Source organism: [Bacillus] selenitireducens MLS10, assembly GCF_000093085.1.
Classification (GTDB): Bacteria; Bacillota; Bacilli; order Bacillales; family Salisediminibacteriaceae; genus Salisediminibacterium; species Salisediminibacterium selenitireducens.
Window position 1 is genome coordinate 434,530 of the sequence record NC_014219.1, and the last position, 22,950, is coordinate 457,479.

At 53.1% G+C, this 22,950-nt stretch carries 19 protein-coding genes; 16 read left to right on the plus strand and 3 right to left on the minus strand.

Going from position 1 to position 22,950, the window contains the following annotated elements; all coding sequences use genetic code 11:
* Positions 1-31: 31 nt before the first annotated feature.
* The 4 genes from BSEL_RS02205 to BSEL_RS02220 all read left to right on the plus strand — a co-directional run bounded on the left by BSEL_RS02205 (position 32) and on the right by BSEL_RS02220 (position 6,065).
* The gene (locus BSEL_RS02205) at positions 32-934 is read left to right on the plus strand and encodes a carbohydrate ABC transporter permease (RefSeq protein ID WP_013171382.1); all 903 of its coding nucleotides are present in this window, start codon (positions 32-34) and stop codon (positions 932-934) included.
* A complete protein-coding gene (locus BSEL_RS02210; RefSeq protein ID WP_013171383.1) occupies positions 931-1,764 on the plus strand; it encodes a carbohydrate ABC transporter permease in 834 nt (277 codons plus the stop codon). Before BSEL_RS02205 ends, BSEL_RS02210 begins: the two co-directional genes overlap by 4 nt.
* A 30-nt stretch (positions 1,765-1,794) precedes the next feature.
* The gene (locus tag BSEL_RS02215) at positions 1,795-4,878 is read left to right on the plus strand and encodes a glycoside hydrolase family 2 TIM barrel-domain containing protein (protein WP_013171384.1); all 3,084 of its coding nucleotides are present in this window, start codon (positions 1,795-1,797) and stop codon (positions 4,876-4,878) included.
* Between the two features lie 146 nt (positions 4,879-5,024).
* Positions 5,025-6,065 (plus strand): LacI family DNA-binding transcriptional regulator, encoded by a 1,041-nt coding sequence (locus BSEL_RS02220; RefSeq protein WP_013171385.1) that lies wholly within the window; start codon positions 5,025-5,027, stop codon positions 6,063-6,065.
* 32 nt (positions 6,066-6,097) lie between these two features.
* On the opposite strand, the gene BSEL_RS02225 is transcribed toward BSEL_RS02220, so the two are convergent.
* The gene (locus tag BSEL_RS02225; RefSeq protein ID WP_013171386.1) at positions 6,098-8,317 is read right to left on the minus strand and encodes an alpha-galactosidase; all 2,220 of its coding nucleotides are present in this window, start codon (positions 8,315-8,317) and stop codon (positions 6,098-6,100) included.
* A gap of 249 nt (positions 8,318-8,566) precedes the next feature.
* Here BSEL_RS02225 and BSEL_RS02230 point away from each other — a divergent pair, with 249 nt between their 5' ends.
* The 5 genes from BSEL_RS02230 to BSEL_RS02250 all read left to right on the plus strand — a co-directional run bounded on the left by BSEL_RS02230 (position 8,567) and on the right by BSEL_RS02250 (position 13,744).
* A complete protein-coding gene (locus tag BSEL_RS02230; protein ID WP_013171387.1) occupies positions 8,567-9,733 on the plus strand; it encodes a galactokinase in 1,167 nt (388 codons plus the stop codon).
* A 28-nt stretch (positions 9,734-9,761) separates the two neighbouring features.
* A complete protein-coding gene (gene galE, locus BSEL_RS02235; RefSeq protein WP_013171388.1) occupies positions 9,762-10,763 on the plus strand; it encodes a UDP-glucose 4-epimerase GalE in 1,002 nt (333 codons plus the stop codon).
* Positions 10,763-12,277, plus strand: a complete 1,515-nt coding sequence (galT, locus tag BSEL_RS02240; RefSeq protein WP_013171389.1) for a UDP-glucose--hexose-1-phosphate uridylyltransferase — start codon at positions 10,763-10,765, stop codon at positions 12,275-12,277. Before galE ends, galT begins: the two co-directional genes overlap by 1 nt.
* Positions 12,278-12,414: 137 nt before the next feature.
* Positions 12,415-13,065: a hypothetical protein gene (locus BSEL_RS02245; protein ID WP_013171390.1), complete on the plus strand. Its 651-nt coding sequence runs from the start codon at positions 12,415-12,417 to the stop codon at positions 13,063-13,065.
* Positions 13,066-13,078: 13 nt separating this feature from the next.
* A complete protein-coding gene (locus BSEL_RS02250) occupies positions 13,079-13,744 on the plus strand; it encodes a hypothetical protein (RefSeq protein WP_013171391.1) in 666 nt (221 codons plus the stop codon).
* Positions 13,745-13,807: 63 nt separating this feature from the next.
* Here BSEL_RS02250 and BSEL_RS02255 read toward each other — a convergent pair whose 3' ends face one another.
* Positions 13,808-14,446, minus strand: coding sequence for a TVP38/TMEM64 family protein (locus BSEL_RS02255; RefSeq protein ID WP_013171392.1), 639 nt, complete (start codon positions 14,444-14,446; stop codon positions 13,808-13,810).
* Positions 14,447-14,638: 192 nt separating this feature from the next.
* Between BSEL_RS02255 and BSEL_RS02260 the strand changes: the two genes are divergently transcribed.
* The 6 genes from BSEL_RS02260 to wrbA all read left to right on the plus strand — a co-directional run bounded on the left by BSEL_RS02260 (position 14,639) and on the right by wrbA (position 21,530).
* Positions 14,639-17,560 carry a chemotaxis protein CheB gene (locus tag BSEL_RS02260; protein ID WP_013171393.1) on the plus strand — a complete coding sequence of 974 codons (2,922 nt, stop codon included), beginning with the start codon at positions 14,639-14,641 and terminating at the stop codon, positions 17,558-17,560.
* Positions 17,557-17,997, plus strand: coding sequence for a PAS domain-containing protein (locus BSEL_RS02265; RefSeq protein WP_041581681.1), 441 nt, complete (start codon positions 17,557-17,559; stop codon positions 17,995-17,997). Before BSEL_RS02260 ends, BSEL_RS02265 begins: the two co-directional genes overlap by 4 nt.
* Positions 17,998-18,030: 33 nt before the next feature.
* The gene (locus BSEL_RS02270; protein ID WP_049773519.1) at positions 18,031-19,119 is read left to right on the plus strand and encodes an HD-GYP domain-containing protein; all 1,089 of its coding nucleotides are present in this window, start codon (positions 18,031-18,033) and stop codon (positions 19,117-19,119) included.
* A gap of 239 nt (positions 19,120-19,358) precedes the next feature.
* Positions 19,359-20,342 (plus strand): ring-cleaving dioxygenase, encoded by a 984-nt coding sequence (locus BSEL_RS02275; RefSeq protein ID WP_013171394.1) that lies wholly within the window; start codon positions 19,359-19,361, stop codon positions 20,340-20,342.
* 2 nt (positions 20,343-20,344) lie between these two features.
* Complete coding sequence (locus BSEL_RS02280; RefSeq protein ID WP_013171395.1) at positions 20,345-20,785, plus strand: MarR family winged helix-turn-helix transcriptional regulator; 441 nt, start codon at positions 20,345-20,347, stop codon at positions 20,783-20,785.
* 127 nt (positions 20,786-20,912) lie between these two features.
* Entirely contained in the window at positions 20,913-21,530 is a 618-nt protein-coding gene (gene wrbA / locus BSEL_RS02285) for an NAD(P)H:quinone oxidoreductase (protein WP_013171396.1), read from the plus strand.
* A 58-nt stretch (positions 21,531-21,588) separates the two neighbouring features.
* On the opposite strand, the gene BSEL_RS02290 is transcribed toward wrbA, so the two are convergent.
* On the minus strand, positions 21,589-21,789 hold the full coding sequence (locus tag BSEL_RS02290; RefSeq protein WP_013171397.1) for a YgaP family membrane protein: 201 nt from the start codon (positions 21,787-21,789) through the stop codon (positions 21,589-21,591).
* A gap of 175 nt (positions 21,790-21,964) precedes the next feature.
* On the opposite strand from BSEL_RS02290, the gene htpX reads away from it, so the two are divergent.
* Complete coding sequence (gene htpX / locus BSEL_RS02295) at positions 21,965-22,879, plus strand: protease HtpX (protein WP_013171398.1); 915 nt, start codon at positions 21,965-21,967, stop codon at positions 22,877-22,879.
* The last annotated feature ends 71 nt before the right edge of the window (positions 22,880-22,950 follow it).

Genomic DNA, 22,950 nt, shown 5'->3' on the forward strand with positions numbered 1-22,950 from the left:
CGTTCAGATCCAAACGGAAGGAGACAGACCCATGGCGAAATTACAAGACGGAACACCAGTGGGGAGTAAACGAAAGATTGTGACACCGAAAACAGCGCCTTACTTCTTTATTGCCCCGGCTGTTCTGTTGTTTCTCGCATTTACGTTATATCCGGTTATTCAGTCCCTGATTCTCAGTTTCCAGACTTCATCCGCGGGCGTTACCTCGTTTGCCGGTTTGGATAACTACCGGAGGTTGTTTAACGATCCGCTCTTTTTCACGGCGCTAGGCAATACCTTCACGATTTTGATCATTCAGGTGCCAATCATGCTCTCGATCGCGGTGGTACTGGCTGTTCTGATGAACTCGGCGCTGCTTAAAATGAGAGCATTCTTCAGAATCGCCTTCTTTATGCCGGCGATTACGGCGCTCGTTGCGTATGCCATTGTGTTTATGATCCTGCTCGATCAGAACTACGGGCTTGTGAACTACGTGCTCGGGCTCATCGGCATTGACAATGTACCCTGGCTGAACGATCCGTTCTGGGCAAAAGTAGCGCTGATCGTCGCGATTACCTGGCGCTGGACGGGATATAATATGGTGATTTTCCTTGCCGGCCTGCAGAATATCTCCAGCGATCTGTACGAAGCGGCAAGCATTGACGGGGCGGGGAAGATCCGGCAGTTCTTCAGCATCACGCTCCCGCAGTTGAAGCCGATCTTTCTTTTTACGGCAGTGCTTTCCACGATCGGCACGCTTCAGCTGTTTGATGAGCCGTTCATTTTGACGAACGGCGGACCGAACAACGCGACACTCACGATCTCTTTGTATCTGTATTTAAACGGTTTCCGCTATTTTGATTTTAACTATGCGTCGGCGATTGCCTACGTTCTGGTCATTATCATTGCGGCGCTGTCCTATCTTCAAATGAAAGTCGCAGGTGATGACGAATGAAGAAACGGCTGATCACCATCCTCAAAAAAATCGGGCTCTATACGGCGTTGATGATCGGAGTGATTCTCTCGACGTTTCCGTTCTATTGGATGTTCATCGGGGCGACGAATCCGTCCGGAGCGATCTTTAGCGTACCCCCGAATCTGTTGCCGGGCGATCATTTCATGGAGAATTTTCGTAATCTGAATGAAGGTGTCGGGATTATCAGGGTCATGATGAACTCGCTGATCATCGCTTTGACGTTCACGTTTTTCAGCGTCATGATCTCGGCGTCGGCTGGGTATGCCTTTGCGAAGTATAAGTTTAAAGGGCGCGACCCGATCTTCTTTATGCTGCTTTTGGCGATTATGATTCCGTATCACGTGACACTGATTCCGCTCTTTCAGCTGATGGCGGATCTCGGCTGGCTTAACACATACCGGGCGGTTATCCTGCCTCACCTGGCTTATCCGTTTGCGATTTTTCTGATGCGGCAAAACATGCGTTCAGTACCTGATGCATTAATCGAAGCGGCAAGGGTTGACGGGGCTGGTGAATTTAAGATCTTCTTCAGGGTCATTTTGCCGACGATGAGACCGGCCCTTGCGGCTGTGGCGATTTTCCTGTTTATGTTCCAGTGGAACAACTTTCTCTGGCCGCTCGTGGCACTGGGCGACAGCTCCATGCACACCTTGCCTGTCGCACTTTCGGGTCTTGTCGGGATGTCGCGAATTGACTACGGACAAATCATGCTCGGTACAACGTTGTCCACCCTGCCGATTATGATCTTCTTCCTCTTGCTGCAAAAGCAGTTCATTTCGGGGATTCTGGGTGGTTCAGTTAAGGAATAGTCTATGTTGGAACGAATGGAGGAACGGGATATGGCAATGCATGAACAGACAGCACGACGCACGTATCATCCGCCGGAGAACGGGTATCCGGAGTGGAACAACAATCCGGAGCTGTTTCAGATTAACCGTGAGGCGCCTCACGCAGATCCGCGGCTGTATGATACGAAGGAGAAGGCCGTCGCCGGTGATCCGGATCAGGTGGCATGGCGCAGATCGCTGAACGGCACGTGGTCGTTTCTGTATGCGGATACCCCAAAAGAGCGCGTGGAGGACTTCTATACATGGGATGCGGGCGATGAGCGATTCACAACCGTTCAGGTCCCTGGTCATCTTCAGCTTCAGGGGTTTGATTACCCGCACTATACGAACACTCGCTATCCGTGGGAAGAACGTGAAGACATCAAGCCGCCTTTTGCCCCGGTGAATTACAATCCGGTGGGGCAGTATATGCGGACGTTCACGATGACGGGTGAACCTGGTGACCGGCCGGTTTACCTCCGGTTTGAAGGCGTGGAAGCTGCCTTTTATCTCTGGATCAACGGGACCTTTGCGGGCTACAGTGAAGACAGCTTTACGCCGTCGGAGTTTGAGATATCGGATCTCGTTCATGCCGGGGAGAATACCGTAGCTGTCGAAGTGTACCACTGGTGTGACAGCAGCTGGCTTGAGGATCAGGATTTCTGGCGCTTCAGCGGGATCTTCCGGGATGTCTGGCTGTATGAGACACCTGCGGAACAGATCCGGGATTACACGGTGAAGACGTCGTTTCACGGGACGGACGGACTTCTTGATCTCGACGTTTTGATTCGACGGTTCAAGACAAAAGAGGTCCGGGAGCTGACGGTGAAGGCGGATGTCTACACGTATCCGGATCAGAAACCGGTCGCAGAAGGCGCCGTAACCGGTTCAGGAGACCGGATGACCCTTCAGATCACAGTACCGGATGTACTGCGCTGGTCCGCGGAAACGCCAAATCTTTATATCGTGGTCCTGACGCTCCAGGATGAAGCGGGCGAAGCGATTTTGTACGTCCATCAGAAGACGGGATTTCAGGAATTTGGTCTGAAAGACGGCCTGATGACGCTGAACGGTGCGCCACTGTTGTTCAGAGGGGTGAACCGTCACGAGTTCATGCCGGATAAAGGGCGTGCGGGGATTACGCGTGAAGAGATGGAAGCGGATCTTATTCTCATGAAGCAGCACAACATCAACGCCGTCCGGACGTCGCACTATCCGAATCATCCGGCCTTTTACGAACTGTGTGATATCTATGGTCTCTACGTCATCGATGAGGTGAATATGGAGACGCATGGCACGTGGGTCTATGGCCAGGAAGGGATCGGAGAGACGATTCCGGGGAACCGCCCGGAGTGGACGGAGAATGTGCTTGACCGCTGCCGATCGCTTTATGAACGGGACAAGAATGCGACGTCTGTGATCATCTGGTCTCTCGGCAATGAGTCCTTCGGCGGCTCCAATCTGAAGGAGATGTACGATTATTTCAAAGAGAAAGATGAGACGAGGCTTGTTCACTATGAGGGGATCTTCCATTACCGGGAATATGACGCATCGGATATGGAGAGTACGATGTATATTCCGCCTCATAAGGTGGAGGACTATGCGAAGGAAGCCGAAGGCAATCCCGATGCAAAGCCCTACATTCTGTGTGAATACAGCCACGCCATGGGGAATTCTTTGGGGAATTTCCATAAATACACCGATTTATTTTTGAAGTACCCGATCTTACAGGGAGGCTTCATCTGGGACTGGCGCGATCAGGCACTCTGGTCAACGAGACCTGACGGCACGGCGTTCCTCGCTTACGGCGGTGATTTCGGTGATACACCGACGGATGGGAATTTTTCCGGAAACGGTCTGATTTTTGCCGACGGAACCGCCACACCGAAGCTGCTGGAGGCGAAAAAAGGATATGAACCCGCCCGTATTCGTTTTGAGGGCAATCATATACATGTGACAAATGATTATGCGTTTCTTGATCTCGATGGTTTCCGGTGCCAATGGGAATTATTGAGTGATGGCAAGACGGTTCGGGAAGGCACCCTTTCCCTCAAGGGTGCCCCGGGTTCAACCCATTCCTATGCCGTTGATCTGCCGGAAACAGAGGGAGAACGGATTTTGGAGGTCCGACTCGTACTCGGGGAAGATACCCTGTGGGCGGAAGCGGGCCATGAAATGACATTTGAACAGTTTATTCTGAATGATAACGGTGCGCCGCGATCTGAAACTCCGCGCGGACAGGCGAACGTCAGCCACGATGATGGTGAATGGCTGAGCGTTGCTGCGGGCGGCGTGACGTATACGTTCGCCCGTGACACGGGTGATTTGACGGAAGTGACAAAGGACGGTAAACAGCACCTCACGGCACCGGTCGCGCCGAACTTCCACCGGGCGATGACGGACAATGACCGGGGGAGCGGTCTTCCAAAGCGGAGTGCCGTATGGCGAAAAGCCGGAAAGAATCGCCGGCTGAACGCATTCGGTGTTGAAGAAAGCGGAGAGAGTGTGCATGTGACGGTGGATTATGCGTTCCCGGACGCCGGTTCCTCTTCGATGCGCGTGATGTATACGCTGAACGGTTCAGGGAAAGCGGCGGTGTCCTTCCGCTTTACGCCGGACAATGCGATGCCGGAGATTCCGGAAGTGGGTCTCATGATGCAGCTGGCTCCTTCACTCACTGAGCTCCAATGGTACGGGCGCGGTCCTCATGAAACGTACCAGGACCGGTTCCGCTCGGCGCGGATCGGGATTCATGAATCGACGGTCAACGAGCGGCTGACCCCATATTTGAAGCCGCAGGAATGCGGAAACATGACCGGGGTGCGCTGGCTCACCCTCACAAATCCTGACGGAAGCGGTATCCGCATCACCGGCAGCGGGGACCTTGAGGCGAATGCCTTGCCGTATTCACCGGAGGAACTCGAACTTGCGACGCACCAGGACCGCTTGCCACAACCGCGTCACACCGTCCTTAGGCTCAATGCCGCTCAGATGGGTGTTGGCGGTGACGACAGCTGGGGACAGAAAACCCATGATGAATACACGTTGTTCACTGACCGGACATTTGAAGCTTCATTCGATCTTACGTTGATCTGACAACCGCAATCCCCTTGTCCAATATGGACAGGGGGATTATTTTGACGTGAATGATCCAGAGGTCGAAGGAAGATGAAAACTGTGGTATAGTACAAGTAGATGTTTACTAAATTTTAACGGCGTATTAACCAAAGGGGAAACGATCGATGGCAACGATGAAAGATATCGCAGAGAAATCCGGCTATTCCATCGCGACGGTGTCGCGGGTTCTGAATCAGGACGCGTCACTCGCCGTGACGGATGCGACAAAAGAGAAAATTTTTCAGGTGGCACAGTCGCTCGGGTATAAAACCCTCCGGGACAAACGGAGTGAGAAGGAAGCGCAGGATCCGTCGCGTCTCACGATGGGGCTTGTCTATTACCGGACGGAAGAACAGGAACTGAGTGATCCGTATTTCCTGTCGATCCGTCTTGGTGTCGAGAATAAGTGCGCGAGAATGGGTGTGACCCTCGAAAAAATCTACCGGGAAAATGACAATGCGGCACTGCAAATCCCGTCAGACGTAGACGGTCTGATCGTGGTCGGGCGCGTCAGCGAAGGGGAGATTGCGAGACTGAGAGAGGTGACCGGGTCGCTGACATTCGTCGACTACCCGGCAGACTCGCGTCAATATGACGCCGTAGTCATCGATTTTGCGGAGGCGATGGAAGTCGTGCTTGCGGAACTGACGGGGCTTGGGCACCGCTCCATCGGCTTTATCGGTGGACACCGTCATTTCCCGCCGGATGAAATCGTCCGTGACGAGCGGGAACATGCCTTTCGCTACTATCTCGACCGCAGAGGCCTGTTGGATGAAGCACTGATTTACACCGGTGATTTCAATACGTCGGAAGGGTACAGGCTCATGACGGAGGCGCTTCAGGCACAAAATCGGCCGACGGCCTTTTTCATTGCCAGCGACTCCATGGCGATTGGGGCCTACCGGGCTGCCTTTGAAGCCGGGGTACGGATCCCTGAGGATCTGTCGGTGGTCGGCTTTAACGACATCTCCGCATCGAGCTATCTTCAGCCTTCTTTATCGACCGTGAAGGTGTATACGGAGTTCATGGGCGAGACGGCAGTGGACCTTGCGATTGAGAGGATCCGCACGAAGCGGGAGATTCCGAAGAAGGTGGTCTTGCCGACGGAGTTTATCCGCAGGGAAAGCCTGAAGGAACGAACGCAGTCATCAAGAAATAAGACTTGAGAGCAGAGCCTCTCAAGTCTTATTTTTATGCGCTATTCAGCTGAGAGGTGGAAGACGTAGGAGACGAAATCCCCTGTTTTCTCCGTTGTCGGCGGAACGGAGCCGCTTGCTTCGTCCGGAAGCATCAGCCCGGCGTGCATGAGCTGGCTGCCGTGAATGACCCGGTCATTGATCCGGTAGGCGACGTCCTCGTTCAGCCCCTGGAGATGCAGGCGTTTGAAGCCCGGGTGAGGACGGGCGAGCTCCCGGTACCAGCCGACGAGCGCCTCGGTCTGATCGGCGGAGACGACCATCCAGGCGGTTTCGTTGCCGTCCGGTCCAAAGGGGCTCTTCAGTCTGTAGAAAGTGCCGGTACGAATCAGTGCGCGGTGCTGTTTGTAGCGGCTGATCTGCTCTTTGATGGCCGCTTTCTCCTTATCGGTAAAGAGGCTCAGGTCGAGTTCGTAGCCGAACATCCCGAAGAGCGAAACGTCTCCCCGCATCTCGAGGCTCGTGTGCCGGTGAACCTGATGATTCGGCACGGCAGAGACGTGTGCGCCCATGGAGCTGAGCGGATAGGCCAGGGAGGTGCCGTACTGAATTTTAAGGCGCTCCACGGCGTCGGTGTTGTCACTCGTCCACGCCTGGGGCGCATAATAGAGCATGCCGGGGTCAAACCGTGCCCCGCCGCTTGCGCACGATTCAAACAGGATGTGCGGGAACGCTGACGTCAGTCGTTCATAGAGTTCATAGACCCCGAGAATATACCGGTGAGGGAGCTCCTGCTGGCGGTCGGCCGGAAGCTTTGCAGAACCGATCTCCGTCATGTAGCGGTTCATGTCCCATTTGACGTAGTCCACGGGTGCGCTGTCGAGAACGGCAGCCATCCGCCGGAAGAGGTAGTCGACGACGTCCTGGCGGGAACAGTCTAATACGAACTGATTTCGTCCGTGTGACATGGCCCTGCCGGGGACGTGGATGACCCAATCCGGATGATTCCGGTACAGATCGCTGTCTTTATTGACCATCTCCGGTTCAAACCAGAGCCCAAAGGAAAGGCCGAGTGCGTTGATTTTTTCCGCTATGCCTTTGACGCCTTCAGGGAGTTTGGCGGTGTTGGCGTGCCAGTCGCCGAGAGAGGTGGTGTCATCGTTTCGTTTGCCGAACCAGCCGTCGTCGAGGACAAAGAGCTCTACGCCAAGCTCTTTCGCACTCTTCGCAATCGTCAGGAGTTTCTCCTCATCGAAATCGAAGTAGGTCGCTTCCCAATTGTTGATGAGGACAGGGCGGTCGCGGTCGCGCCATGTTCCCCTTGCGAGGCGCTCCCGGTAAAGGGCATGAAACGCGCGGCTCATGCCGTTTAATCCGTCTGTTACGTGCACGAGCACGGCTTCCGGTGTCGTGAAGGTTTCCCCGCCTTCAAGTTTCCAGGAGAAGTCGAAGGGATTGATCCCCATGGATACGCGGGTCACGTCAAACTGATCCACTTCCGCCCGGGCGAGGAAGTTGCCGCTGTAGACGAGGTTAAACCCGTACACGTCGCCATGGTGCTCGTTTGTGTCCGGGCGCTTTAAGGCAAGGAACGGATTTTGCTGGGCGCTGCTCGTTCCCCGGGTGCTTGAGATGCTCTGGACGCCTGGTCTCAGGGGCATGGTGTGCTGATGGCGCTCCCTTGCCCAGGAACCTGAGAGCTGCACCATTTCATAGTCACTGTCGAAGAGGTCGAGGTTCATGCTCATCGCCCGATGCAGGCGATATGTGTCCTTGCTGTCGTTGATGAACTCCGCGTGACGGGTGATGACGGGCCGGTCGGCATAGATGGTCCAAAACAGTCGGAGCCTTGCGTTCAGGACCGGATCTTTCAGCGTAATGACCAGGGTTTCGGCTTCACTGTCGTGATCGGCATAGACGTGCGGGAGTCCTTGAATGGCCGGTTTGCCGGGAAGCCGTTCCCAGGAATCGAAGACGAAATCCGTGATCCGGCTTCCTTTCGGTTCTTCAAGGAGGAAAGCGGGTTCCCGGAAATCCGATGTCCCGTAGGATGGGTACTCCTGGCGGATGACATCGAGGGAAAAGGTCAGGTCCCCTTCATAGACGCAGGCCATGCCTGCCCGTGCCTGGGTGCGGAACAGATGGCTGAAATCCGCTTCGTGATGAATGCGCTTCCCAAAATACAGGTGGGCAAGCTGGCGGTTTTTCATGACGGAGAAGAGGTAGCTGACCTCGCTGTTTTGCAAATGGAATTCAAGTGCCGGTTCGTTTACGTGAATCATGGGCGAATCCTCCTTCATAGATGCAGATTCATAGTGAATGACTTAACTTAAATATTACTAAAAATTTTAACGGCGGGCAAGGGGCATTTCCTGTCCTTTTCAGAAATACGAACGTGGCATATGTCACGGGAAGAAGGGTGTGTACCCGGTTCGTTGTCTGAGTATCAGAGATAAATTTTTAAGTAAATATTGATAAAAAATTAACTCCGTGATAAAATCGAAGCATCAGAATTAAAGGAGGACGCGACGATGATTGATCACCTGAAACAGGAATTTGATAAAATCTTTCATGAAAGCGGAGAGCTGCGCTATTTCTTTGCACCGGGGAGGGTAAACCTCATCGGTGAGCATATTGACTATAACGGCGGCTATGTGTTTCCGACGGCCCTTGATGTGGGGACGTATCTCGCCGTGAGGAAGCGGAGTGACCGGAAGCTGCGTTTTTATTCGGAGAATTTCCCGCAAATGGGGATTGTGGAAGGGGATCTCGATGATCTGGCATACAGTCAGGCTGATGATTGGGTCAGCTATGCGAAGGGTGTCCTTTACATGTTTATGGAAGAAGGCATGACCGGAGACAAGGGCTTTGACGTTTACGTATTCGGCAATATCCCGAACGGTGCGGGTCTGTCGTCTTCTGCGTCCATTGAACTGGCGTTTGCGGTGATGTGGGATGCGGTAAACGGCTTCTCGATGGACCGGGTGACGATGGTCAAGCTCTGTCAGCGTGCCGAGAACGAGTACATCGGCGTCAACTGCGGCATCATGGACCAGTTCGCCATCGGCTTCGGCAAAAAAGAACATGCGGTGCTCCTCGATTGTGATACATTGGACTATGAGTACGCACGTCTGAAGTTGGACGGATACAAGATCCTCATTGCCAATACGAATAAGCGGCGAGGATTGGCCGATTCGAAGTACAATGAGCGCCGGCAGGAATGTGAAACAGCCCTCTCTGAGCTGCAGGAAAAAGAGGTCGTGAGCCATCTTTGTGAACTCGATGAGGCGGCCTTTAACGAAGCGAGTCACCTGATTAAAGGGGCGGATCGTCTGAAGCGGGCGAGGCACGCGGTAACGGAGAATGAACGGACGAAAAAGGCGTTTCGTGCCCTTGAGGATGGGGACCTGCCTGCCTTCGGCCAGCTGATGAACGACTCGCATGTCTCACTCCGGGATGATTATGAAGTGACCGGCAAGGAGCTCGATGCCATGGTGGAAGCAGCCTGGCAAGAAGAGACGGTGATCGGAGCAAGGATGACCGGGGCCGGATTTGGGGGCTGTACGGTGAACATCGTCAAAGAGGACGGTCTCGATGAAACCGTCAAACGGATCAGTCAGCGCTATACCGATCAGACAGGCATTGAACCGAAATTTTACGTGGTGACAACCGGAGACGGTGCGAAGGAACTGACGTAACAACGATTCAGGAAAGGATGATGAAACAATGGCAGTACTGGTTTGCGGAGGAGCGGGTTACATTGGCAGTCATGCCGTGGCCGATCTTCTCGCTTCAGGTGAACAGGTTGTGGTGGTGGATAATCTCCAGACGGGTCACCGGGGAGCGGTCGATGATGGCGCGGTATTTTATCAGGCGGATCTTCGGGATGAGGAGGCCCTGGAGCGGGTGTTCAACTCACACAATATCGAATCTGTCATGCATTTTGCAGCGGATTCGCTGGTCGGCGTCAGTATGAATGAGCCCCTTGCCTATTATGACAACAATGTTTACGGGGCACTCTGCCTCTTAAAGAAGATGAAGAAACACGGTGTGAAGCGGATCGTCTTTTCGTCCACGGCAGCAACTTACGGCGAGCCGGATGAAGTGCCGATCACGGAAGAGATGGCGACCAACCCGACCAATCCTTACGGGGAAACGAAGCTTGCCATTGAGCGGATGATGAAGTGGGCGGATGAAGCCCATGAGATCCGTTACGTCGTCCTCCGGTATTTCAACGTTGCCGGCGCGCATCCGGAGAAGGACATCGGGGAAGATCACCGGCCGGAAACCCATCTGATTCCGATCATTTTGCAGGTGGCGCTCGGGCAGCGGGAGAAAATCATGGTCTTCGGTGATGATTATGACACGCCGGACGGGACGTGCATCCGCGACTATATCCATGTGACGGACCTCATCCAGGCACATATACTGGCGCTCCGTTATTTGCGTAAAGGCGGCACCTCAGACGTCTTTAACCTCGGCAACGGCAGCGGCTTCAGCGTTCAGGAAGTCATCGATACCGTCGAGACCGTCACGGGCAAAACAATTCCGCGGGAACTCGCACCGCGCCGTGCCGGTGATCCGGCGCAGCTGATCGCGTCTTCGGGTAAAGCGAAACAGGTCCTCGGCTGGGCGCCGGAACGGGCGGATTTGGCGACGATTATTGCTACCGCCTGGGACTGGCACCAGCGCCATCCTGACGGTTACGGGGAAGGGAGCGAAGCGTGATGGAACAGACGTTGAACGAACTGATCAGCTACGCTTTGGAGCGGGAGCTGATTGAAGAAGCAGACACGGTCTATGTGAAGAACCGCCTCCTTGACGCCATGGGCCTCACAGAAGGAGAGACGGATGCCTTTCAGCGAAGCGAAGAGATTCGTCCGCTTTACACCATCCTCGATGAGCTGACGGATGATGCGTTAAAGCGGGGGCTGATTGAAGACGATACGGTGACGATGCGGGACCTCTTTGATACGGAGCTGATGGGGATTCTGACGGATCGGCCGGCCCATGTGATCCGGACGTTCCGGGATATCGAACGTGAGCAGGGGATCGAAGCGGCGACGGCCTGGTTCTACGAATTCAGCCAGGATGTTCATTACATCCGCCGTGAGCGGATCGCGAAGAACCGCTCCTGGCAAACGGAGACGGACTATGGCGCCTTGGATATTACCATTAACCTCTCCAAGCCGGAGAAGGACCCGAAAGAGATTGCCAAGGCGAAGGAAGCCGGGGAAGCGAACTATCCCCTGTGCCTTCTCTGCAAAGAAAACGAGGGCTACAGCGGCCGGGTTAATCATCCGGCCCGCCAGAACTTGCGCGTTATTCCGGTAACCCTTGCCGGTGACCCGTGGTTTGTTCAGTTCTCGCCGTACGTCTATTACCACGAGCACGCCATTGTGCTGTCATCGGCCCACGAGCCGATGTCCATCAGACGGAAAACCTTTGAGCGCCTGCTCGATTTTGTGGAACAGTATCCGCATTACTTTATCGGGTCCAATGCGGACTTGCCAATCGTCGGCGGTTCGATTTTGAGCCATGATCATTATCAGGCCGGGAAGTATGAATTTCCGATGGCCCGCGCAGAGATGGAAGAGGAGCGTTCCCTTGAGCGGTTTGCCGATGTCACCGTCGGCCGTGTCAAGTGGCCGATGAGCGTCGTCCGGGTCAAGGGCGAGTCAAAGGCTGCGGTGATTATGGCCAGTGAACACATCCTTCAAGGGTGGAGGCACTACACCGACGAGTCCGTGGACGTCAGGGCCTTCACCGGTGATACACCGCATCATACGATCACGCCGATCGCAAGAAAGCGTGACGGGCAGTTTGAACTCGATCTCGTATTGCGGGACAATCAGACAAGTTCTGAACATCCGTCAGGGATCTATCACCCCCATGAAGACGTGCATCATATCAAAAAAGAGAACATCGGGCTGATTGAGGTCATGGGTCTGGCCGTATTGCCGGGCCGTCTCGACAGCGAACTGAAGGCCCTGCAGGAAGCCTTGGCGGCGGAGGACCCTTCTGGAGCCATTCAGTCAGATGAAGCGATTCAAAAGCATCATGACTGGGCTATGGCTATCTTAAGCAGGTATGGTGATGTTGCCGGAGATCAAGGCACCCGCATTTTGCAGGAAGAAGTGGGGCAGGTCTTTCATGAGATTCTTCATCACAGCGGTGTCTTTAAGCGTGATGATGAGGGGCAGGCTGCCTTTACACGATTTCTTGAAACGTTAACCCGATAGAAGACGTAGCACAGCTGTACCGTTCTTTGGAAACGGTGCAGCTTTCTTTTGTTGTTTGTAGGATCCTTGATGACTGATTGACAGAATAAAAGGACTTTGTAAACAAATAAAAACTGTGGGAAAGGAGCGTGTGAACGGTGTTGAATCTGGCGTTAATCCTGTTTGGTTCAGGGGTGTACAGCCTGGCAGAGGCGCTGAAGATCAATATGCAACGCGGCGTCTATGAAAAGCACGGACGTATGGCCCGGCTGATCATTGCCCTTATGACCACTGTTGTCGCTGTCTGGACACTCGGTGCGCCGCTTTTTGTGCAAATCCTGATTGTGATTATGCTGTTTGCAATTGCGGGTGAATGGCTTCTTCCCTGGCGTAACGGGACGTTTCTTCTTCGGAACGCCCGCCCGGAAGACGATCTGACAGCCCTTGAAGCCTTATTGGAAGAGCGGCGGATTTGCTATGAGCGGAGCTTGAATGAAGACCGTCACCTGGTGCTGCTGTTTCCGGCGTATCCGAAGACGAAAATGGTGGTGAAAGAAAAAGACTCCTTTGTAAATGACGTCTATCCGACACGTACGGAGCTGACGGTCAGGATCAGGGGAATGGGGAATCCGCTCAGGGAGACCGTTGACGACTATCTGATCGACCGCCGTGAAGCGAGGGAAGCGGGGGGATTCACGAAAACCGCCCTTTTGTATCTCGTCCTCGCAGTGATCGCAGTATTGGCGGGTGTGGCGATGTTCTATGCAGCCTGGCAGTCCCCGCATGAAATACCGAATATGCAACGATGAGAGGAGTTTGGTGATGCTGAATCTGTCAATGACACTCATGTTGATGGGCGTGACGAGCGCTGTCGAGGCGGCGAACGTGAAAATGAAACGGGGCGTCTACATTCGTGGTTCAAAGGTTGGCTTTCGTGTGGTGATGCTTGGGATCGTGGCTTTTTTGGCCCTGTTTTTCCGTGAAGATCCCTATGTGCAGGGTCTCATGGCCTTTCTTCTTGTACTCGTCGCTGCCGAGATGCTGATTCCTTATGAACGCATGGTCATTCAGATCCGGAATGGGACTCACAGAGAGTCGTACGAAGAGCTGGTCCGCGTCTTACGTGAGGCCGGGTATGGCTATGAGGTCGAGACAGACCGCTTTGACAACGCGGTCTACCGGATCCCGTCACTCGGGAAAGCACAGATCATCGTTAAGGAGAAAGAGGCCTATATCCGGGAGGCCTTCAGTGACCGGACAGAGGTCGTGGCGGTCTCAACGGGGTACGGCAACCCACTCAATGAGGTGATGGAGACGTACATACACCGCATGCGGGAAAAGCGTGCGGACCGAAGCTTTACACGGACGATCCAGGTCTTTTTGGGCGTGGCGGCGATCTTCGCTATTTTAGCGGGCCTGTTCTTCTTCCAGGCCTGGCAATCCCCGTGGGAATATCCGAATCAGCGGATCGATGAACTCTTTGACTGAAATACAGAGGAAAAGGCCCCTTGCCACAGCATCGTGTGGAGGGGCCTTTCGTGCACTTGGGTATCAGGAAGCTTTGGCGGCTTCGATGCGCCGTGTCCAGGATCGGTACCCGAGATAGACGAAGAAGAGGAACGTTCCGTAGATCAGGATCATGTAGAGGATATCGATGGGATTTGTCACGATGGTGTGGCCGACGAGGGCGAACAGGGCCATTGCGGGAATTTTCCCGAGACCTGATGCAACGGCGTAGACCGGAAAGCGGATCCGGCTTAACGCTGCATAGGCGTTAATGACAATCGACGGGATGACAGGGATCATCCTCAGGATCGTAATGGACAAAAAGGCATTTCGCTCAAAGAGGAGCGTGATTTTTTTCGTGACGTTGTATTTAAGCAGAATCTTCGTTCCCATCTCGTGAAACCCGCCGTAACGGACGAGGAGGAAGAAGATTGCCGAAGCCATGGTGGAGCCGAACCAGATGATCCAGGCCCCGGTTAAAGGGCCGAACGCGGCACCGATGACGCCACCGACAAGCGGATATGGAATCACGGGAAACAGACTCATGAAGGTGGCAATGATCATTGTTCCGACGACGTAGTCCCCGTCGTGGTTTTGTACCCATGCGAGGAAGGCCTCGTGGTAGAGGACGAGAATCAGGATGATGAGGGCGCTTGAAGCAAGGACAAACAGTTTTCTGTACATCGGGTTCACTTCTTTCTGTGATGAGGAGGTTCTCCTGATGAATGCGATCAGTGATCAGTCTTTACAGAATAGCAAAATCACAATTCTTTCGCCACAATTGTCACCCATATGTGTCAGACTTCTTCAACAACTGCTGTGCAAATATGGTATAATAAGGCCACTTTAAAGCAGGGAAGGTCGGGGTGAACCGAAATGACCAGAGAGATGTATTATGTTGGGGTGGGGGCTTCGGCCGGCGGCCTTGAAGCCCTTGAATCATTTTTTAATCCCATGCCGGATGACACGGGACTTGTGTTCATCGTTGTCCAGCATTTATCCCCGGACTTCAAAAGTCTGATGAATGAACTTCTGGCACGGTATACGAATATGAAGATTCATGTGGCTGAAGACGGCATGGTGACGGAACCGGACCATGTCTATCTGATCCCGCCAGGATACAATCTCTCCATTTTTCATGGGCGGCTCTTACTCGACAGGCAGGATGAGCGGAATCACCTGAACCTGCCCATTGATATCTTTTTCCGTTCCCTCGCACTCGATCAGGAGAAGCAGGCAATCGGGGTTATTCTGTCCGGAACCGGCAGTGACGGCACCCTCGGTGTGCGGGCGATCAAGGAATCAGGCGGTATGATCATGGTGCAGTCGGAGGCTTCCGCCAAGTTCGACGGGATGCCTAGAAGCTCCATTGCAACCGGTCTTGTCGATGCGATTTTACACCCGGAACAGATGGCGGAAGAGCTGATGAACTATGTCAAATCCCCATCCCTGCAGGAAAAATGGAGCCGGAACGGTACGAATGATCACCAGGGCGGACTCGACGGGCTGACACGGATCGGTCAGATCATGCGGAGCCACGGCGGGATTGACTTCTCGAGTTACAAAGACACGACCATTATCCGGCGGATCGACCGGCGGATTAAGATCAACCGGCTGCACGATCTCGATGATTACATCCGGTTTTTGAAGGAATCAGGAGAAGAACGGGATGTGCTGCAGCGGGAATTCCTGATCGGCGTCACGGCCTTTTTTCGGGATCAGGACGCTTTTGACGTACTGTTGGAAAAGGTGATCCCGAAACTCGATTACAAAAAGGGGCTTATTCGTGTCTGGTCTGCGGCCTGTTCGACAGGAGAAGAAGTCTATTCCCTTGCGATGCTTTTCCATGAATATATCCAGCAACATAATCTCGACTGTCAGGTGAAACTTTTCGCGACGGATGTGGATGAGCGGGCCCTTGAACTTGCCGGAACCGGCTACTACCCGGACAGCCTGATCGCGGATATTGATCCGGATCTCGTATCCCGTTACTTTATTAAAAAAGAAGGCGGCTACCAGGTGACGGAGGCAATACGGAAGATGGTTGTCTTCGCCAAGCACAATATTCTTCGGGACCCGCCCTTTTCGAAACTGGATCTGCTCGTCTGCCGCAATCTGTTTATTTATTTAAAGAGTGAGCATCAGCGCACCATATTAAACAGCTTTTATTATTCGCTTAAGCCGAACGGCTATCTGTTTCTCGGCAGCAGTGAGACCCTCGGTGAACTCTCTGAAGGGTTCGCAGCCGTCGATGCAAAGTGGAAGATTTATCAGTATAAAGCCGGCTATAAACCGGACATTGAAACCGGGACTCTCCTTCCCGGCTACCGGGCAGAGGCAAGGGAAGTCCGGCAGGAGCGGGATACCGACATGAGAGGCAGTATGAAGATGGAATCGCTCTTAAGTGAAGCGATGGCCTCGATCTCCCCGCCATCCCTGATCATTGACAGGCAGGATGAAATCGTCCATGTGGTCAACGATGTTTCCCGGTTCATCCGGACACAGCCGGGCCGGTTTTCGAACAGCTACCATACGAACATGAACAAGGAACAGTCGCTGTTTGTCAGCAACATCTTACGCAGACTCAAACATGAACGTCAGGATGTCACGATCACGAACGTCTCGAACTTCACCGAATCGGACGCCACGCTGACGCTCGCGGGCCGGATCTTTCAGGTTCGGGGAGAGGATTATTTTCTGATCAGCTTTATGGAACAGAAAGGCGCCGCTCATAAAGGGAAGACCGTTGACATTGACATGTCCGAAGAGGCGAGAGAGCGGGTAGAGGAGCTAGAAGGTGAGCTGCAGCTTGCGAGAGAAGGACTTCAGGCGACGATCGAGGAGCTGGAGACGTCCAATGAAGAACTGCAGTCGTCGAATGAAGAACTGATTGCGAGTAATGAAGAGCTGCAGAGTACGAATGAGGAGCTGCAGTCGGTCAATGAAGAACTCTATACCGTCAATGCCGAGCACCAGATGAAGATCGATGAGCTTGTCAAACTCAATAATGATCTGAACAACCTGATCCGAAATACGGAGGTTGGCGCTCTCTACCTCGATCAGTCGCTTCGGATCCGAAAGCTCACACCGGTCATTTCAGAGGTGACGAATATCCTCGATTCAGACATCGGACGGCCGATTTCACATATTTCGTTTATCGACGGCTATCCGGAACTCATCAAAAACATTGAAGAGGTGCAGGACACCCTCTCCCCGGTGGAGAGACAGCTGAAGCTGAAAAACGATCTCTGGTATATCATCCGTATCCGGCCTTACCGCACAGAATACAATGCCGCAGAGGGGATCATCATTACCCTTGTCAATATCACCGGTCTGAAGGACGAAGAACGCAAAGTGCGCCTCGCCCATGACCGCCTGACCCACGCCATGGCGACGGGGGATATGGCATGGTGGGAATTTCATGTGCCGACGGGCCATATCCGTTATTCAGAACGACTTGCGACCATGATGGGTTACGAGCCGGAAGAATTCCCGAATGATATACAGGTCTGGATGCGGCTTATTCATCCGGACGACCGGGCAATGGTCCGCTCGAAGATGAAAGCCTTTCAGGAAGGGGACGATCCGATTCTCGACCGGATCTACCGGATTCAACGTAAGGATCAGTCTTATGCGTGGTTTCATGACAAGGCGGATGTGATTGAATGGAAGAAGGATGGCACGCCCGCAAGAATCGCGGGGACGGCCATCGATATCAGCCGGTACAAGTATTTGGAGAGCGAACTCCGTGAGATGCAGGAAAAAGACAGGTCAAGCCAAAAGGGAGACGGAATATGAAACACATCGAACGCATTATTCACGATGCTCTCAATAATTATGATGAAGGAAGCCTTGATGAACACACGAAGAATGAACTCGTGGAGAAGCTGTCTGTGTACCATGAGGAACTGACCTTTCAGAATGATGAGCTTCGAGAGACAAACGAGAAACTCGAAGAAGCGAAAGCAGACTTTGAACGTCTCTTTATGGACAGCCCTATAGGCAATGTCCTCGTCGATGAGGCAGGGACGGTTCTGAAATTCAACCATTACGCCAGTGGCCTGTTTGATTTCGGCCTCGAGCGGGGGAAGCCGCTGAACCGCCTCGTGGCAAGTGACGATCAGGACAAGCTCTATCTCTTTCTGCGGGATACCGTACAGTCAAAAAACGGGCGTAATACAGAGGTGAGTACGGCCAATACAACTGAGATTAAGCGCATCCGGCTCATCAGCTAGTGGAAGGATCCATCGGAGGGCAGTGATGGTGCCGTGGTCCATATTGCGATGATCGACGAGACGAAAGCCTACCGCTACCGCTCACAGGTGGAGTATCTGTCGTTTCACGATCAGCTGACAGGACTCTTTAACCGCCGTTATTTTGATCAGGCCCTTCAGGAAATCACCCAGGGCAACAATCATCCGGTGAGTCTGATCATTGCCGACGTGAACGGATTGAAGCTCGTCAACGACACCTATGGCCACGTGACAGGGGATGCACTCATTTCTGAAGTGGGACATCGTCTCAAAAGCGTGATCAGGGAAGATGACGTCCTGGCAAGGCACGGCGGGGATGAGTTCGCCATTATCATGCCCGGAGTGGGTGAGGAAGCGGTCAAAGAGACGATCATGAAGCTCGATGCGTACTGCGAAGACGTCATTATGAAGGACATTAAGCTGTCCGTGGCATTCGGCTATGCGACGAATCACTCCCCTGCCCAGTCGATACAGGCTGTGTTTCAACTGGCGGAGGACCGGATGTATACGAATAAGCTCTACAAGAAAACGAGCAGACGCAATGATCTTATTAACGGGATGATGGCGACCCTGTATGAGAAGAATCCGAGAGAAAAGGAGCACTCCGAGCGGGTGAGCCTCCTTTCTGTGAACCTTGCGAAGGCGGCAGGACTCGATGAGTCTGCCATCCAGCGCATCCGCACTGCAGGACTGCTTCATGATATTGGCAAGATCGCCATTGACTACAGCGTTCTTCAGTCGGACAAGCCGCTTAATGAGCTCGAAAAGGAAGAAATCCGCAAGCATGCCGAAATCGGCTACCGGATCTTAAACGCCTCTTCCGAGTTCAGTGAACTTGCGGAAATTGTGCTCTGTCACCATGAACGCATGGACGGCACAGGTTACCCGAGACAGCTGACAGGAAACGAAATTCCGACGGAAAGCAAAATCATTGCCATTGCAAACGCCTATGACGCGATGATCACAAAGCAGACATACCGTGAGCCCGTTCCTGTGAACGAGGCTGTTGACGAACTGCGAAAAGGAGCGGGCACCCAGTTCGATCCGGTTCTTGCGAAGCTTTTCATCGACCGGGTCATCCCTGATGAAGGAGATCGGTTGTAACGACCTTTGAAACACCGGCCCCGCGAACAAAGCGGCCGGTGTTTTCGGCTTTAACGGAGCCCGTTATGAGGCACAGGGAGATGAAGCGTTGCGTCCGCTTTGACGCCGCAGGAGGCTTTTCATTATGGAATGAAAAATAAATCAGGCACACCCCCTTGACATATATCTCGAATTCGAGATATAATTACTTCGAAGTCGAGATAATAGTCGGATCACGTATTCCGAATGGAGGAATTGCCATGCATACATTAAAAGGACTGCACCACGTAACCGCCATTACGAGCAGTGCAGAGAAGAACTATGAATTTTTTACGTACGTCCTCGGCATGAGGCTCGTCAAGAAAACCGTCAATCAGGACGATATTCAGACGTATCACCTGTTCTTTGCGGATGATGAAGGAAACGCCGGAACAGACATGACGTTTTTTGATTTTCCCGGGATTCCAAAGGGGAGCCACGGAACGAATGAGTTTTACCGGACCTCATTCAGAATCCCGACCGATGCGGCCCTCGATTACTGGGTGAAGCGCTTTGAGCGGCTCCAGGTGAAACATGAAGGCATTCAGACCGTTCTTGGCAAGAAAGTACTGCCATTTGAAGATTTCGATGAGCAGAAATACCAGCTCGTATCTGATGAAGGACAGCCCGGTGTTGCTTCAGGCATCCCGTGGAAAAAAGGACCGGTTCCTGATGAGTTCGCCATCACCGGTCTCGGTCCGATGGTGACGAGAGTGAAAGACATTGAGCTCTTTGACAAGATGATTACCGAGGTGATGGGCTTCACCAAGGAGAAAGAGGAAGGCGAGCGCCGGCTCTACAGCGTTGGGGAAGGCGGAAACGGGGCGCAGGTCATCACCGAGCACCGTCCGGATCTCCCGAATGTCCAGCAGGGCTATGGCACGGTGCACCATACCGCTTTTCGGGTGGAAGATAAAGAGGCGCTCGATCACTGGACGGAAACGCTGAACAGCTTCCGTTTCCCGAACTCGGGTTTCGTGGACCGTTTCTATTTCAAATCCCTCTATGCCCGTCTTGCCCCGAATCTCCTGTTCGAGTTCGCGACGGACGGCCCTGGATTTATGGGTGATGAGCCCTATGAGACCCTGGGAGAAAAGCTTGCCCTTCCGCCGGCCTTTGAGTCAAAGCGGGAAGAAATTGAAAAGCTCGTCCGCCCGATTGATACAGTAAGAAGCACGCGGGCGATTGAAAAGGAATATGAGTGAGTATGAGTACGTCCAAGGAAGAACGCGCTCTGAAGCTCTTCATTGTCCTGACCCGTTCAATGCAGGCTGTGAAAAAAAAGGTGGAGGAAGATATCCGCAGTCACGGATTGAATACGACTGAATTTGCCGTTCTTGAACTGATTTTTCATAAAGGTCAGCAGCCGATTCAGCGTATCGGTGAGAAAGTGCTGATTGCAAGCAGCAGCATCACCTATGTCGTGGATAAACTCGTCAAAAAAGGGTATCTCACAAGAGAAACGTGCTCGAAGGACCGGCGGGTAAGCTACGCGGTCCTGACGGAAGACGGCAAGGCGCTCATGGACCAGATTTTTCCGATGCATGAACAGGCCATTCGCCGGATTACGGCGGGGCTTACGGAAGAGGAAAAGGATCAGGCGACTGAACTTCTCAAGAAGCTCGGCCATCATGCAACGAAAGCATAAAGAAGCGTCACCGGATAACAGGTAAACGCAGGATGACCTCCTGAGGGATCGTCATTCTGCTTCACCATAAATAAGTATCTCGAAACGGAGATAAATACAAACAACGATTAAAAGGAGAGATTTGATCATGACAGACGTAAACGTAGCGGTTGTGTATTACAGTTCAACAGGGACGAACCACCAGTTGGCCAAGTGGGCAGAGGAAGGCGCGAAAGCGGCAGGTGCTGCCAATGTGAAATTCCTTCGTATCCCGGAGCTCGCACCGGAAGCGGCAATTGCATCGAATCCGGCCTGGGAAGCGCATTATAATGAAACAAAAGACATCCCGGAAGCCACTCCGGACGACCTGGACTGGGCAGATGCCGTCATCTTCAGCATCCCGTCCCGCTTCGGTACCGTGCCGGGTCAGGTGAAGCAGTTCATCGATACGACCGGCGGACTGTGGGCACAGGGCAAGCTGGTCAATAAAGTCGTCTCTGCCATGTCTTCAGCGAGCAACGCGCACGGCGGTCAGGAAGCGACGATTCAATCCCTCTATACGAATATGCATCACTGGGGTGCGATCATTGCGTCCCCTGGCTACGCAGATCCGGTTCAGTTCGCTTCAGGCGGGAACCCATACGGTGTCAGTGTCACCGTCGATCAGGAAGGCAAGATGGTCGAGGACGTGAAAGACGCGGTTCACTTCCAGGCAAAACGTACGGTAACCATTGCCTCTTACATCAAAAAAGGCATGCAAGGCTGATTACACGCGATACAAAAAGAACCTGGCACCGGGATAGTCCCGGCCAGGTTCTTTTACATTATTGGGTATTAACCTTGCACGTGTTGACCCCGATCAGGGTGTAGAGCGGACAGAAGCTGATGAATGAGGTCAAAATCGGGACGAATCCGACGAGCCCGATCCATCTTGCGCCGCCTTCCAAAAAGAAATACAACGATAAGAGCGTAATGCCGATGACGATCCGGATAGCCCGGTCTGTAGAGCCGATATTCGCTTTCATAGGTGATGCCTCCTCACAGTCTTTCCTTTATCATATACCACTACCCCTATGAGTGTAAAGAAAGATGGATTTCGGCAGAAACGGTGAAACCTTTTCTGCCGGTAGTCCGTACAACACAAAGGACCGATTTTCGTGTATAATAACGTCCGTAAGAATGAAAATGGAGGTAGAAGCTATGGGGAAACGATTTTTCTTTTTTCTTTTGACAAACATTATGGTCATGGTTACCATTCTCATCGTGTGGAGCCTGATCACGGAATTTACCGATCTCGGAAGAACGTTTGACACCGGTGGTCCCGGGCTTGGCATTGACCTTGTCTCACTGGCTGTCTTCAGTATTCTGATCGGGTTCATGGGCAGTTTCATCTCTCTTGCGATGTCACGTTTTGTCGCCAAGAAGATGATGAAGGTCAAGGTCATTGACCCGGATGGCCCGATGAGTCAGGAAGAGCGGATTGTGGTGGAGAAGGTTCACCGTCTTTCAAGGGCTGCCGGTCTCATGCACATGCCGGAAGTCGGCATTTATCAGTCGCAGGAAGTGAACGCGTTTGCGACGGGTCCTTCGAAGAAGAAGTCACTGGTTGCTGTCTCGTCAGGGCTATTACATGTCATGGATGATGACGCCGTAGAAGGGGTTATTGCCCATGAAGTGGCGCACGTGGCCAACGGTGATATGGTGACGATGACGCTCTTGCAGGGTGTGATCAACACCTTCGTTGTGTTCTTCTCACGCATCATTGCCATCGTGGCATCGCGTCTCGTACCGGAGCAGTACCAGTTTATTGTCCAGCTGGCATCGATCATTATCTTCCAGATCCTCTTGTCGATCCTCGGAAGCATCGTCGTCATGGCCTACTCGAGATACCGTGAATTCCACGCGGATCGCGGTGGCGCCGATCTTGCCGGCAAAGACAAAATGGCACACGCACTCAGGTCCCTGCAAAGCTATGTGGACCGTGCCAGTGTGAACCGAGGACGTGATGATTCTGCCGTACAGACGATGAAGATCAGCGGCAAGCGCGGTATGTCTCTCATGTTCTCCTCACACCCGGATCTCGGTGAACGCATTGCCCGCCTTGAAGGGAAATAAATGAATACAACCATTCAGCATCCCCGCTCTGTTCAGATGAACAGGGCGGGGGTGTTTTTTTGATGTGAGAG

Coding starts and splice junctions, on each gene's coding strand:
- BSEL_RS02205 (WP_013171382.1), top strand. CDS start 32: ATGGCGAAATTACAAGACGGAACACCAGTGGGGAGTAAACGAAAGATT.
- BSEL_RS02210 (WP_013171383.1), top strand. CDS start 931: ATGAAGAAACGGCTGATCACCATCCTCAAAAAAATCGGGCTCTATACG.
- BSEL_RS02215 (WP_013171384.1), top strand. CDS start 1,795: ATGGCAATGCATGAACAGACAGCACGACGCACGTATCATCCGCCGGAG.
- BSEL_RS02220 (WP_013171385.1), top strand. CDS start 5,025: ATGGCAACGATGAAAGATATCGCAGAGAAATCCGGCTATTCCATCGCG.
- BSEL_RS02225 (WP_013171386.1), bottom strand. CDS start 8,317: ATGATTCACGTAAACGAACCGGCACTTGAATTCCATTTGCAAAACAGC.
- BSEL_RS02230 (WP_013171387.1), top strand. CDS start 8,567: ATGATTGATCACCTGAAACAGGAATTTGATAAAATCTTTCATGAAAGC.
- galE (WP_013171388.1), top strand. CDS start 9,762: ATGGCAGTACTGGTTTGCGGAGGAGCGGGTTACATTGGCAGTCATGCC.
- galT (WP_013171389.1), top strand. CDS start 10,763: ATGGAACAGACGTTGAACGAACTGATCAGCTACGCTTTGGAGCGGGAG.
- BSEL_RS02250 (WP_013171391.1), top strand. CDS start 13,079: ATGCTGAATCTGTCAATGACACTCATGTTGATGGGCGTGACGAGCGCT.
- BSEL_RS02255 (WP_013171392.1), bottom strand. CDS start 14,446: ATGTACAGAAAACTGTTTGTCCTTGCTTCAAGCGCCCTCATCATCCTG.
- BSEL_RS02260 (WP_013171393.1), top strand. CDS start 14,639: ATGACCAGAGAGATGTATTATGTTGGGGTGGGGGCTTCGGCCGGCGGC.
- BSEL_RS02265 (WP_041581681.1), top strand. CDS start 17,557: ATGAAACACATCGAACGCATTATTCACGATGCTCTCAATAATTATGAT.
- BSEL_RS02275 (WP_013171394.1), top strand. CDS start 19,359: ATGCATACATTAAAAGGACTGCACCACGTAACCGCCATTACGAGCAGT.
- BSEL_RS02280 (WP_013171395.1), top strand. CDS start 20,345: ATGAGTACGTCCAAGGAAGAACGCGCTCTGAAGCTCTTCATTGTCCTG.
- wrbA (WP_013171396.1), top strand. CDS start 20,913: ATGACAGACGTAAACGTAGCGGTTGTGTATTACAGTTCAACAGGGACG.
- BSEL_RS02290 (WP_013171397.1), bottom strand. CDS start 21,789: ATGAAAGCGAATATCGGCTCTACAGACCGGGCTATCCGGATCGTCATC.
- htpX (WP_013171398.1), top strand. CDS start 21,965: ATGGGGAAACGATTTTTCTTTTTTCTTTTGACAAACATTATGGTCATG.